Below are 13,952 nucleotides of genomic sequence, written 5' to 3'. Positions count from 1 at the left end.
ATATATTGGTCTATAAACTAAAAAACCAGAGGCAGTTGCGATGCTTCTGGTTGTTATAAAAGTTTATAGCCAGTATAAGTTGTCCACCTATTGTTTAACTATAACCAATGTAAATGTATGAAATTAAATTTACAACCAAAAAAACCTTACAAAAAATCTGGAAAAAAGATTCCCAGATTTAATTTTTCTACTTGTTTAAAGATATTCGGTGCACTTATTATGCTGCTTTGCAGTTATTCAGGACAAGCACAGAATATTAGCATTAATTTCAAAGACGCACCGCTTGAAACGGTTTTAAAAGAAGTTGCTAAACAAAGTAACTACGAAGTCTTTTATACTCAGAAATTGCTCAAAGATTCGAATCCTGTTACTATTAATGTAAAGAATTCGAGTTTAAAAGAAACATTAAATCGAATTTTCAGTTCGCAAAATTTAAAATACTCGCTTACCAATCAAACCATTGTGGTAACTGCAGGAAAAGAAAAAACGGAAAATTTGGGAAACGGATCAATCGACGTCCGAGGAAAGGTCTTAAATAATAAAAATGAGCCTTTTCCTGGAGTCACTGTTACCCTTGTAGGAACAAACAGAAATAGTATAACCGATTTTGACGGAAGTTTTACATTTGATAATGTTCCAGAAAATGGCATTCTTGAATGCTCTGGATTGACTATTGAGAAAAAATCTTTTGGTATCTCAGGCAAAACACAGCTGACCCTAGTTGTAGAGGACAAAGTGGCTGCGATGAAAGAAGTTGTGATAACGGGATTTCAAACCATAGCAAGAAGTAATTTTACTGGAGCAATTGCCAAAGTTGATGAAAAAACATTAAATGAAAACATTAATACTGATTTATCAAGTGCGCTGGAAGGTCGTGTTGCAGGTTTGATGTTTCAAAAAAATCCAAGCGGCGCTGCAGCAGATAAACCAATTTTAAGAGGTATTGGTACTTTTTCTTCTCTTGAAGTTGGTTACAGTCCGCTTATTGTAATAGATGGTCTTCCAACAGAATTGACTCTAAATGATATTAATCCTTATGATATAGAAAGTGTAGACGTTCTTAAAGACGCAGCTGCGGCTTCTATTTACGGTTCAAGAGCAGCAAATGGTATTATCGTCTTAACAACCAAAAAAGGAAATGGAAAATTAAAAGTAAGTATAAATTCAGATTTCTTTATTGCCGAAAAACCGAATTTGCGAGATATGAATTATGCTTCTACAAGTGATATAATTGATCTTGAACAAGCTGTATACAATAGAGAAAGAGCCAGATTTTCAAACACATCGACGATGTTTAACAATTATGGAGATATTGGAAACAGCAGTATGAAATATTACAGTCCTCTTTATCAACTGAACAGAAATTTGGAAGAAGGAAAAATTAGTAATGCTGATTACGACAGCACACTTGCGCAATGGAGAAAAAACGACTACATACAAGATTATCATGATAATGTATGGCAGAATGAATTCAGACAGCGTTACAATATTGCATTTTCTGGTAGTACAAGTAAACAAAATACGTACGTGTCGTTAAATTACGACGAATCAAAAAATCGGGTAAAATTCAACCAAAGCAGAGCCTTTAATCTTTATGCAAAAAGCAGTTTTCAGATCAATAACTGGTTGAATGCAACATTTGGGGTAAATGGAACTTATAGCAATGACGACGTAACCGATGGTGATTATAATGATTACCTGACTATTCAAAAAAGATACGAGCGAATTACAGATGACAATGGAAATCTTGTAATAGCACCTTTTGTTGGAATTAGAGATGGTTTTACTTCCAGCGGTGTTATTAATCCGGCTGTTGCCGAAAAACTGGCAAGTTTAAGTGGTTTTAAACCAATGTCTTTTAATGTTTTAAACTCACTTCAAGAAGGGATTGAGAAACAAAATTCACTAAGTTTAAGAGCATTTGCTAACCTAAAAGCTAAAATTTGGAGAGGACTAAGTTATAATACACAGTTTCAATATGAGGTAAGAAGAAACGATAATGAACAGTATTATGACATTAACTCTTATAAAATGCGTTATGCAATTAATACACTGACAGGATATAATCCAACAACAAATGTTTATACACCAGTAGCAGGCTTTTCTACAGGAGGACGTTACGAACAATCTAGTAATCACTCTACTAATTACTCTTTTAGAAATCAGTTAGACTATGCTGAGGAATTTGGTGAAGGGAAACATTCTATTAATGCTTTAGCCGGTTTTGAAATGCGCGAGACTTTTCTGCCAAGAACTGTCGAGTCGCTGCGTTATGGTTACGACCCTGTAACGCTTACATCGGCTGTAATGAATAATCTTGCGTTAAGTCAGACTGGAGTTTCAAGTTATATATTCGGAAATAATAGAACTTTAGGGGCTTTAGCGAGAACACAAAAAGAAATACTACACCGTTATTTTTCAGTATTTAGTACTGCGAGTTACACCTATTTATCTAAATATAACTTAACAGGAAGTTACCGTGTAGATAGAGCAGATTTATTTGGAGTAGATCCGAAGTATAAAAATCGTCCTTTATGGTCTGCAGGTTTAGGATGGAATGTCAGCAATGAAGAATTCATGAAAGAAGTAAAGTGGGTAACCTCTCTTAAACTTAGAGGAACTTATGGTATTAACGGAAATATAGATCAAAGTACAACTCCATACATTACCGCTACAAGAAGAAACGATAACTTATATCAATCTTTACAATACACCAATATTACAGCACAGCCTAATCCTATGTTAAGATGGGAGAAAACGCAAAGTACAAACGTTGGTTTAGATTATAGTTTGTTTAGAGCGAAGTTAAATGGTAGTATTGATTTATACCGTAAATATAGCAGCGACTTATTGGCAACGACAGATTTAGATCCTACAGTGGGAGCTTTGACAAGAAGAATTAATGCGGGAGCCTTATTAAACAAAGGAGTCGAATTTACTGTTGGGTCTGAATGGTACAACAATGGTAGTTTTCGTGTAGCTTCTAATGTTGTATTTGCTTACAACAAAACAACTGTTAGAAAAGTGACAAGAGCACAGTCATCAGCTTCTGTATATATTGCTTCGCCTGGAGATTTCTTTGAAGAAAATGAATTGTACAATAGTTTATATGCATACCAATACGGAGGAACAACAAATGGTTATCCGTATGTTTTAGATGAAAATGGCAATCCATCAATTACTTTTGATGCAAATGGCAATCCAATTTCTACAAGTATAAAAACGGTAACAAATCCCGATGCATTAGTAAACATGGGAAGTTTAATGCCAACTTATACAGGTTCGTTATCACAGCGATTTTCGTATAAGCAGTTTGATTTGAATTTCTTATTTGTTTTCTCTGGCGGGAACGTAATGCGTAAAGAAGTTCTTGCGATGGATACAGATGTGGTAAACCTATCAGGTATTGCAGATCGTTACACAGATGCCAATCAAAATGGCAATACGCGTCTATATGTAGATTTAGACGAAAGTGTTAGAAATTATGCAACTACTATAAGCAGCCAGTGGAAAAATTCAAGTGCGAATGTTGTAGATGGAGATTATATCAAACTTAGAAACATTTCACTAGGTTATAATCTGCCAAAAACCTTTGCTGCTAAAATGAATATTTCATCAGCAAAATTTACTTTTCAAATGAATAATATTTGGTATTGGAGTGCAGCCGGAAATCGTATCGACCCAGAAGTTTACAGCGCAAACTCTGCTACACGTAATTTGCCATCGCCAAAAACGTATTTATTAGGCTTTAACCTTACTCTTTAAAAAAATGAAAAAGATATATATAACACTGCTGTCGCTGATGATGCTTACAGTAACATCATGCGAAGATTATACAGATATTACGCCAAAAGGAGCTTTAGTTATTGAAACACCAGAACAATTTCTTGAATTGGTATCGCTGCCAAACAGAGGTTATCCAATCAATAACTTTCAGTATTTGTCAGACGATCAATGGATGAAAGAAGCAAACGTAATAGGCAAAACTCCAAATGTAGATATTGTCAATTTTACTTTTGATGAAAGTGTAGATAGAGTCTCTTTAATTGGAAGTTCTAGTTTTTATAATCAGGCTTACACCTATATTAACAGATGGAATACTATTATTTCATTAGTAGATGAAAGTAAAGGTGATGAAAATACCAAACGTTTAGCAAAAGCAGAAGCTAAAATTTACAGAGCTTACGATCACTTTTTATTGGTGAATACTTACGCAAAAGGTTATGATCCTCAGACTGCTGCTACAGATGGCGGAATTTGTATTATGGATAAATTTGATTTAGAAGCACAGCCTTCAAAATCTACCGTAGCCCAGGTTTACGATTTTATTCAGAAAGATATTGAAGATGCACTGCCGTTTCTTCAAGAAAAACCACTTGACATTTACCATCCTTCATTAGCATTTGCTTATGCATTTAAGGCTAAAGTTCATTTGTTTAAACGTGAAATTGCCCAAGCAAAAGAAGCTGCAGAAAAATCATTAAGCTATAACAATCAAATATTTGATATGGTTGCTTATAATGCCCAAGGCGGACCAAATGTACTTGCTGTTCCAGCAGCAAATAATGTTGAAGTACTAAGTTATATGTATATGACGGGTTATAATGAGATGAACTTTGCTTACCAATATATCATCAGTCCCGAGCTAAGGACTTTATTCGGTACAAACGATGCGCGTTTTAATTTGTTTTTTAATACTACAAGCGCAACCAATCTGGATCAGGGTTCAAATACAGCCTATTGGGCAACGGTATATACGAAATTCTTTTATCCGACAGTTGGTATGAAAACAACAGAGGTATATTTAATGCTGGCAGAATGTTACGCAAGAGATAACCAATTTAAAGAAGCCGTTGATGTTCTAAATACATTAAGAGCAAAACGTATTTTATCTGGTACCGTTAACTTAACCGTTCCAACTACTAGAAAAGAAACAATGGACTTGGTTATTAACGAAAGAAGAAAAGAACTGCTTTTAGGCTTTAACCGTTTCTTTGATTTAAAAAGATTAAATACCGAAACAGAATACGCGAAAACAGTTACGAGAGTATTTCCAATTGTAAACAAAACTGTTCCTCAAAAAACATATACGTTACAGCCAAACTCTCGATTATACATTATACCATTTCCTTTATCTGTTCTGCAAAAGAATCCTAAACTTACCTTAAACACAGACGAAAAGGTTCCATTTTAATTCTCATGAAGAAATTATTTATTTTAACAATCATGCTGGTGGCCACTCACCAGCATGGTTTTGCCCAAACGCCCGAAAAGAAAGCGGATAGTACGAGTACACAGCCGAAAGGTTTACAGCCCTACGAGAAAATCATAAAAGACAATTCTAAAAATAAAGCTGGTCTTTTTACGATTAGCCAGGTAGATACGAAGTTTTACTTTCAAATTCCTGATAGTTTGTTTAACAGATATATGCTTGTTGTAACAAGATACCTTTCTACTCCAGAAGGAATGGGGGTTTTTGGCGGTGAAAAAGCCAACGAGCAGACTATTTATTTTGAAAAAGGAGCAAATAATACCGTTTTTTTAAGATCGTTACAATACAAACAAGATGTCCGCAACGCAGATTCTATGCTTGCAAAAGCATTAGCAGGTAGTAATGAAAATCCAATTGTGGCCGCTTTTCCAATAAAAACAACCAATCCTGAAACGGGAAATGTTGTTATTGATGTAACTGATGCCTTCAAGAAAGATAATCCAATGTTTTCTTTGGAAAGTAAAGAGAAAACAGAGAAAAAACTAACCTCTCTTGCAGATGATAAATCTTTTATTGAATCGATCGATACCTATCCAATTAACATTGAGGTAAAAACAACAAAAACGTACACCAACTCAACAGCGAGCAGCGGAAGTGTAACCTTACGATTAAATACTTCTATTGTACTATTGCCAAAAACACCAATGCGCAAACGTTTTGCCGATGAAAGAGTTGGTTTTTTTGCCAATAAATATGTTTTGTTCGATGATGATGAGCAGCGTGCGCAAACGAAATTCATAATTCAGCGTTATCGTTTGGAACCAAAAGACAAAGACATTAAGAAATATCTAAATGGCGAATTGGTTGAACCTAAAAAACAAATTGTTTATTATATTGATCCTGCAACGCCAAAAAAATGGAGACCGTATTTAATTGCAGGAATCAACGACTGGCAGAAAGCTTTTGAAGCTGCAGGTTTTAAAAATGCAATTGTGGGTAAAGAATGGCCGGAAGACGATAAAACAATGAGTTTGGAAGATGCAAGATATTCTGTAGTAAGATATTATGCTTCTGAAACACCAAATGCTTACGGACCACGTGTGAGTGATCCAAGAAGTGGAGAAATCATTGAGAGCCATGTTGGCTGGTATCATAATGTGATGAAATTAGTGCAGAGATGGTACATGATTCAGGCAGGACCTTTAGACGCCAGAGCCAGAAAAATGCATTTAGATGATGAATTAATGGGGCAATTAATTCGTTTTGTTTCTTCGCATGAAATTGGTCATACAATTGGTTTACGTCATAATATGGGAGCGAGCAGCGCAACTCCAGTAGAAAAATTAAGAGATAAAAAATGGGTTGAAGCAAATGGACATACCGTTTCTATAATGGATTATGCACGTTTTAACTATGTTGCACAGCCAGAAGATAATATTAGTCCGCAAGGTATTTATCCACGAATTGGTGCTTATGACAAATGGGCTCTTAAATGGGGATACAGCTATTTTCCAAAAGCAAAAGATGAGTTTGAAGAAGAAACAATACTGGCTAAATTAACGACAGATAGCCTGACTGCAAATCCTAAATTATGGTTTGGAGGAGAAGGAAAAGATGAAGATCCGCGCAGTCAGACAGAAGATCTTAGTGACGATGCAGTAACTGCAAGTGATTACGGAATCAAAAATTTAAAGCGTGTAGTTCCAAATCTTATTCAATGGACGTATCAGCCAAATGATGCATATGATAATTTATCAGATATGCACAAAGCAGTTGTAAGACAATATGGTTTGTATTTATATCACGTACTAAAATATATAGGTAATAACTACATTACTAAAAGAACTGTCGATGAAAAAGGTGTAGTATACCAGCCCGTTCCAAAAGCAAAAGTAAAAGCAGCGATTGATTACGTAGGAAGACAATTGTTTGTTGCGCCTCTTTGGATGTATCCGCAGGAAATTAATCAATTAATTGCTTTAAAAACGGAAGATCAAATAGCAGATCAGCAAAATCAGGTATTAAATATGCTTTTGAGTTCTGGAATGCTTTATAACATTAGCCTTAAAGCAATGCAGTCAGAAGGAGCTTATACCGTTCCTGAATTTTTAAACGATTTGGGGCAAACCGTATGGATAAATTTTAGCGGGAATGAAAAATTAGATTTTTACAGAAGAGGTTTACAGCGTAGTTATATTGAAAAACTAAACTTGTTGTTATTGCCTAAAGAGGCAGAACCAGGGAAAGCTTTAAATACAGCGCAGCGCAGTGATGTACGATTATACGGAAAACAACATTTGGTCAAATTAAGAGCTGATGTTACAAAACTAATGAACGGAACAACAGGATTAAATAAAGAACATTTCGAAAGTATTTTGATTGAAATCGATAAAATCCTTTCAAAAATTAATACCACTACAACTACAATATGAAAAAAATAATAGCACTAGCATTTATTTGTTTAAGCAGTCTGGCTCAGGCTCAGTTAACATCAAAAGAAGAAGTTGCTCCGGAATTGACAGCAAAACGAGAAGCACAGAAAAAAGAAATCACAAGCAATTATCTGGCTTTAAAAAACAACCTTCTAATTTCAGATAGTATTGCAGTTGTAAAAAATGCCACAGCATTACAGAATTCATTACAGAGTTTTAAGTTTAAAAAACTAACTCTCGAGAAAATGAACGAAGCAACGATAACAAGAAAAGAAATCATAGAACTTGCGGCTGAAGTTGCTGCAACAAAAAACATCAATAAACAGCGCAAAGTTTTTCAATCATTGTCTGTCAAGTTTTGGGATCTGGCACCTAAATTCAAAGCAGAAGATACTGCATTGTTTTTACAAGTTTGTCCCATGACCGGGACAGGATGGGTGAGTGACAGTAAGGAAATCAAAAATCCTTATTATCCCAAAAATATGTTGACTTGCGGTGAAGTGAAAGCAAGTTTATAGTTTTTTTTAATTGAATTAGTTTGATAAATGCGGTATCCTTAATAGGAGCCGTATTTGTTTTTTAGCCAAATTGTTAATTACCTAAAAATAAAAACCTCCAAAAACATTTTGATTTTGGAGGTTTTTATATAGAAAAGCAGTTTGTTATTTTTAAGATTTAATAAATTCTAAAATATCTTTATTAATAGTCGCAGCTTCAGTTGTTGGCATACCGTGAGGAAATCCTGGATAAGAAATTAGTTTACCGTTTTTCAATAATTTAGCAGCTTTTGGTGCTTGATTATAAGGAACAATCTGATCGTCTTCTCCGTGCAGTACAAGAACAGCAATGTCTAAACTTTTAAGATCTTCTGTAAAATCAGATTCAGAAAAAGCCTTAATTCCTTCATAATGAGCCAGTACAGAACCCATCATTCCTTGACGCCACCAATTATGTTTAATTCCTTCCTGAACTTCTTTTCCTTCGCGGTTCCATCCGTAAAAAGCAATTGGGAAATCATAAAAATATTGAGCTCTATTAAATCCAGTACCTTCTCTTATTTCGTCAAAAACAGATAATGGAACACCATCAGGATTCGTTTCATTTTTTATCATAATTGGAGTTACCGCACTAATAATGATTGCTTTTGCAACACGTTCTTTTCCGTATTTTGCCGCATAGCGAATTACCTCACCGCCGCCGGTTGAGTGGCCAATATGAATAGCATCTTTTAGATCAAGTGCAGCTGTTAATTCTGCAATGTCAGCTGCGTAAGTTTCCATGTTATTTCCTTCAGAACTTTGACCAGAACGTCCATGTCCGCGTCTATCATGTGCAATAACACGATATCCTTGTTTTAAGAAAAACATCATTTGCGCATCCCAGTCATCACTTGATAACGGCCACCCGTGGTGAAAAACAATTGGTTGTCCAGTTCCCCAATCTTTATAATAAATTTCTGTTCCGTCTTTTACTGTAATTGTACTCATTTTTTTGGTTTTTAAGATTAATAAATTTAGGAATATCCCAATTTGGTATTTGTTATTAAGATCTAAGTTTTTATCTGTTTTTTTCTTAGATTTCTTTTACAAATTTATATAGGAGGCAACAGCCTATCGATTAATCTAGATTAAGTTCTGAGAATTTATTTGTAAAATATTGTAATTTAGGTTTTTATATAAATTTAGCAGAATAAATTTAATTAACACCTTATATTTATCATTTCTTTTTATTCTCAAGCTGCACCTTAAATTTACCCCAATAAGGATTGTCAGCCATTTGCGAATGTCCAATTACAATAATATGATTTCCTTTTTGCGTTAGCGGAATTTTCAAATCCATTCCAAAAGGTCCGTCTGAATTTTTATTTGGGAAAATAATTTGATTGAAACGAATGTTTCCTTTGCCTGCAGCTGGAATAATATTGCCATTCAATTCGCCTAAATCTTCATTTTTATACTTAACATATACTTTTGGATGAATAGAATCCAATAAGCCATCAGCAATAAATAAACCTTGCTCATTTTTAGAATCCATGAAGATTGTGTCACCTACTTGTTTGTTTATTTCTTCTTTTGTATTCGTGACCATTTTAGTAGTTAAAGTGTCTTTATTGGTAGCAATTGAATCTGAGCCAGATACAGAAGTGTTTTTATTTTCTTTTGATTGACATGAAAAAAAGAAAATTGATAATAAAAGCATTAATAGATTTTTCATAATTGTATTTTTTAGTAAATCATCTCAAATTTATTTGTTTTTAGAGAATGAGCTATTACATAATAGCATTTCGATTTTGCAAGATCTAGACATAAATGTATTTTTTCCTTAAAAAACACATTCGCATATTATTAATAATTCAGAAAATTGAAATTTAAAAGGCTGTATTAAATTTCCTATCGATTGATTTCTTAGCTTTGTATAAAGCACATTAAATCTTTTTTATCATGCCACTAATTGAACAATCAGAATATGATTTTCCTTCTATTATTCATCGAAACAGGCACGTTTCTACTATTTATGCTGCTTTGTTTAAGAAGTTTGATGTGCCAGGATACACAAGAGAAAAACTGGAGTTAAATGACGGTGATTTTATCAATATCGATTTTATGATAAATGATCCTAAAAAAGCGGTTATTCTGTGCCACGGTTTAGAAGGAGATTCCAGAAGAACTTATAATAACAGCTGTGCAGCTTATTTTCAGCAAAAAGGAGTTTCAGTCTTTGCATGGAACAATCGTACCTGTGGAGGAGAAATGAACCGCCTGCCAAGACTTTATCATCATGGTGCAGTTGACGATCTGGATGAGGTCGTGCAGTTTGTTTTAAAAAAAGGATTCGAAGAAGTTTATTTAATCGGATATTCAATGGGCGGTGTACAGCTTTTAAATTATTTTGGCTGGACAAAACTCGACGAACGCATAAAAGCAGGGGTTTCTATTTCAGTTCCAACTCATATCGCCACCAGTGCCGAAGTACTCAAACAAGGATTCAACAGAGTTTATTTGAAGAATTTTACAATTGATATTAAAAGAAAACTCAAATATAAAGCGGCTCAGTTTCCAGATTTTATTAACCGTGATCAAATCGATAAAATTTCTTCGTTTGATGAAGTGGATCAATATTTTACGGCACCGCTGCATGGTTTTGCGAGCAGAGATGACTATTACCAGCAGGTTTCCCCTGAATTTTCACTTAAAAATATTACCATTCCGGTTTTAATTATCAATTCGCTTGATGATCCTTTTTTGGGCGAAAGATGTTATCCCAGAGCTATAGCAAAAGAAAGTGAATACGTGTATCTGGAAACTCCAAAATATGGAGGTCACTGCGCTTTTCCGCTGCGTAATTCAACGTATTCCTATGCAGAAAAAAGAGCTTATGAATTTTTTGAATCCTGCAAGGCATTAGCATAGTATTATTTCCTAAAAACAACCTAATAACAACTAAATGTTGAAGCAAAAAATTAAGGTTGTTTGTATGATGATTTTTTAAATTTTTATAATTGCTTCATACAATTTTTCTCAAAATTAATAAGTAATTACCTGTCATATAAAACGATAAAAGTTTCAAAATTTAGTAATTTTTTTTTTACATCTATTTTCTTGAATTGGAAATTATGGAGAATTATTTGTCTATATTTACATAAATATCCAAATATCACAGCAAATGCAAAATAATCTCCTTGGAAGCTTGAAAGAGCACCAAAACAAATTATTGACTACATGGTCTCAGCTTTTACAAGCAAATGGTTCTACTGATGGGGCGACAGAAGAAGAAGAATCAAAAGAGTTCGCAGCCCTTTTATTAGACGCCTTACAGCATTCAAACGGCAATACAAACTCACAAGAATTTGAGAGAGTAAATGATCTGCTAATTGGAATTTCAAGTTCAAGAGGGAGACGTGGTTTTTCACCTCGTGAAAATGCTCAGTATTTAATTGCTTTTAAAGAAGCTGCTTCAAAAATCCTTTCAGAAATTGAGCCTGAATCTTCAAAGTTATACGACGCAAATTTACAGCTAAGTACACTTTTGGACAATATGACGATTCTGACTTTCGAATCTTATATGAAAGGACGTGAAGATGTTATCGCTAGACAAATTGATGAAATAAGCGAAATTTCTACTCCGGTTATTAGAGTTTGGGACGGCGTTGTGGCGCTGCCTATTATTGGTACACTTGACAGCTCAAGAACTCAGGTTGTAATGGAAAATCTTTTACAGCAGATTGTTGACACAGGAAGTTCTATTGCTATACTTGATATTTCAGGAGTGCCTGCAGTAGATTCGCTTGTAGCACAACATCTTATCAAAACGGTAAGTGCAACCAGATTAATGGGAGCAGAATGTATCATTAGTGGTATTCGTCCTGAAATTGCGCAGACTGTAGTGCATTTAGGAATAGATCTTACAGGAATTATTACCAAAGCTTCACTTGCAAGCGCTCTTCAAACAGCTTTTGACATGCTTCAGCTTACGGTTGTGAAGAGAAAATAACGAATTAAGATTATTGAAATGGAAAGAATTCCTATACTCAAGATGGGAGATTTTCTTCTAGTTACAATACAAGTAGATTTGTATGACCAATTAGCGGAAAATCTTGAATCTGATTTAATAAATACTATAAATAAACATAATTCAAAGGGTGTCCTAATTGACATATCAGCGGTTTCTATTATTGACTCTTTTATGGGACGAATTTTAGGAAATATTGCGGTAATGTCAAAAATTATGGATGCACAAACAGTCGTAGTAGGTATGCAGCCAGCAGTGGCTATTACACTCGTCGAACTTGGATTATCTTTAAATGGTGTTATAAGTGCCTTAAACGTTGAAAAAGGCATGGATTTGCTTCGCGCGAAAATGTACAATGGCGATAACGAGGAGCAGGTATATGACGACAGCAACGAATAAAGAAGAACTGCTTATTGTAAAAGAGCAGGATGTAGTTCCGTTACGCAATCGTGTAAAGGAATATGGCGTACAGATTGGAATGAGTATTTTAAATCAAACCAAATTAATTACGGCCACAAGCGAACTCGTCCGTAATCTTTTAAAGTATGGCGGAGGAGGAAAAGTCATTATTGAATCTGTAAGCAACGGACGCGATAATGGCGTGCGTGTGACTTTTATTGATAAAGGACCAGGAATAAAAGATATTGGAATGGCTATGCAGGATGGATACAGCACTGGAAAAAGTCTTGGACTTGGCTTGCCAGGGACAAAAAGACTAGTGAATGAATTTGATATACAAACCGAATTAGGAAACGGCACAACCGTTACTATAATAAAATGGAAAAATGGATAATACTTTTTCCGTTTACAAAATTGACGATAGAAGCTTAATTGCTTTTATAAAAAGAGAAATACATAATTTAGCATTACAGTTAGGTTTTACACCACACAGAGCTGCTGAAACGGATATTATAATTGCAGAACTTACTTCTAACCTTATTAAATATGCCGACGGCGGTGATCTGCTTTATAGAGCGCATTACAACGGAAGTCATAATGAAATAGAAATTTACTGTCTGGATAAAGGAATAGGAATTGAAAATGTAACCAAAATAATGAATGATGGTTACTCTACTTCAAATACACTTGGTCAGGGACTTGGAGCAATCAAAAGATTAAGTAATGATTTTCAGATTTACTCCATGCGCGGATGGGGTACTGTGCAGTATATAAAAATTTGTGATAAGGCTGATTTTTCCGTTATCCATTCAGAAAATGAATTAAACCTTTCTGTTATAAGTGTAAATTATCCTGGTGAAAGAGTTTGCGGGGATGGATATTACATTAAATATAGTAAAAAAGGTTTTCAGATTTTTTGCGGCGACGGATTAGGTCACGGTGCAAAAGCAAATGAAGCCGTACAGCAGGCTATAAGAGCCTTTAAACAATGTACAGAGAACGATCCGACATCTATTTTACGATATGTTCACGAACATGCTAAAAAGAGCAGGGGACTTGTCGCAACCATTGCCTGCGCAGATTATACAACCGAAACTTGGAATATATGCGGTATAGGAAATATCAATACACGTATCTATAACGGACTTGATAATAAAACTTATACGCCCTATAACGGTATTATCGGACATAATATACCACGTACCTTAAACAATACGGTTGTTCCTTATCAAAAACATCAAATTATTATTATGCACAGCGACGGACTCCGTACTAGATGGAATCTCGCTGAGCTGACTTCGATAATTAAGCAAAGTCCTGGTATTATTGCTTCGGCTTTATATAAAGACAATGTAAGAGGAACAGATGATGCTACAATTTTGGTTGGAAAAATATTTTAG

The 13,952-nt window shown here is 34.6% G+C and carries 11 protein-coding genes; 9 read left to right on the top strand and 2 right to left on the bottom strand.

Annotated features, from left to right (window positions below; genetic code table 11):
• Positions 1-117 precede the first annotated feature (117 nt).
• From QE431_RS14305 to QE431_RS14290, 4 genes are read left to right on the top strand one after another with little or no spacing between them, the layout of a single operon-like run.
• A complete protein-coding gene (locus QE431_RS14305) occupies positions 118-3,765 on the top strand; it encodes a SusC/RagA family TonB-linked outer membrane protein (RefSeq protein ID WP_307297058.1) in 3,648 nt (1,215 codons plus the stop codon).
• Between the two features lie 4 nt (positions 3,766-3,769).
• Positions 3,770-5,194: a RagB/SusD family nutrient uptake outer membrane protein gene (locus tag QE431_RS14300; RefSeq protein ID WP_057116372.1), complete on the top strand. Its 1,425-nt coding sequence runs from the start codon at positions 3,770-3,772 to the stop codon at positions 5,192-5,194.
• Between the two features lie 5 nt (positions 5,195-5,199).
• The gene (locus tag QE431_RS14295; RefSeq protein WP_307297055.1) at positions 5,200-7,644 is read left to right on the top strand and encodes a zinc-dependent metalloprotease; all 2,445 of its coding nucleotides are present in this window, start codon (positions 5,200-5,202) and stop codon (positions 7,642-7,644) included.
• Complete coding sequence (locus QE431_RS14290; RefSeq protein ID WP_307297052.1) at positions 7,641-8,162, top strand: DUF3347 domain-containing protein; 522 nt, start codon at positions 7,641-7,643, stop codon at positions 8,160-8,162. Before QE431_RS14295 ends, QE431_RS14290 begins: the two co-directional genes overlap by 4 nt.
• A gap of 150 nt (positions 8,163-8,312) precedes the next feature.
• On the opposite strand, the gene QE431_RS14285 is transcribed toward QE431_RS14290, so the two are convergent.
• The gene (locus QE431_RS14285; protein ID WP_307297049.1) at positions 8,313-9,131 is read right to left on the bottom strand and encodes an alpha/beta fold hydrolase; all 819 of its coding nucleotides are present in this window, start codon (positions 9,129-9,131) and stop codon (positions 8,313-8,315) included.
• Positions 9,132-9,360: 229 nt separating this feature from the next.
• Positions 9,361-9,858 carry a hypothetical protein gene (locus QE431_RS14280; RefSeq protein WP_307297048.1) on the bottom strand — a complete coding sequence of 166 codons (498 nt, stop codon included), beginning with the start codon at positions 9,856-9,858 and terminating at the stop codon, positions 9,361-9,363.
• Positions 9,859-10,085: 227 nt separating this feature from the next.
• On the opposite strand from QE431_RS14280, the gene QE431_RS14275 reads away from it, so the two are divergent.
• From QE431_RS14275 to QE431_RS14255, 5 genes are all read left to right on the top strand, one after another.
• A complete protein-coding gene (locus QE431_RS14275; RefSeq protein ID WP_057116367.1) occupies positions 10,086-11,054 on the top strand; it encodes a YheT family hydrolase in 969 nt (322 codons plus the stop codon).
• A gap of 253 nt (positions 11,055-11,307) precedes the next feature.
• The gene (locus QE431_RS14270) at positions 11,308-12,135 is read left to right on the top strand and encodes an STAS domain-containing protein (protein WP_134140255.1); all 828 of its coding nucleotides are present in this window, start codon (positions 11,308-11,310) and stop codon (positions 12,133-12,135) included.
• Between the two features lie 18 nt (positions 12,136-12,153).
• The gene (locus QE431_RS14265; RefSeq protein WP_057116365.1) at positions 12,154-12,552 is read left to right on the top strand and encodes an STAS domain-containing protein; all 399 of its coding nucleotides are present in this window, start codon (positions 12,154-12,156) and stop codon (positions 12,550-12,552) included.
• A complete protein-coding gene (locus QE431_RS14260) occupies positions 12,533-12,946 on the top strand; it encodes an anti-sigma regulatory factor (protein ID WP_057116364.1) in 414 nt (137 codons plus the stop codon). Before QE431_RS14265 ends, QE431_RS14260 begins: the two co-directional genes overlap by 20 nt.
• Positions 12,939-13,952 carry a SpoIIE family protein phosphatase gene (locus QE431_RS14255; protein ID WP_307297041.1) on the top strand — a complete coding sequence of 338 codons (1,014 nt, stop codon included), beginning with the start codon at positions 12,939-12,941 and terminating at the stop codon, positions 13,950-13,952. The genes QE431_RS14260 and QE431_RS14255 overlap by 8 nt, the downstream gene beginning before the upstream one ends.

Source organism: Flavobacterium sp. SORGH_AS_0622, assembly GCF_030818825.1.
GTDB lineage: Bacteria > Bacteroidota > Bacteroidia > Flavobacteriales > Flavobacteriaceae > Flavobacterium.
Note: the sequence above shows the minus strand (reverse complement) of the source record. Positions and strands in the feature narration are given on the sequence as shown.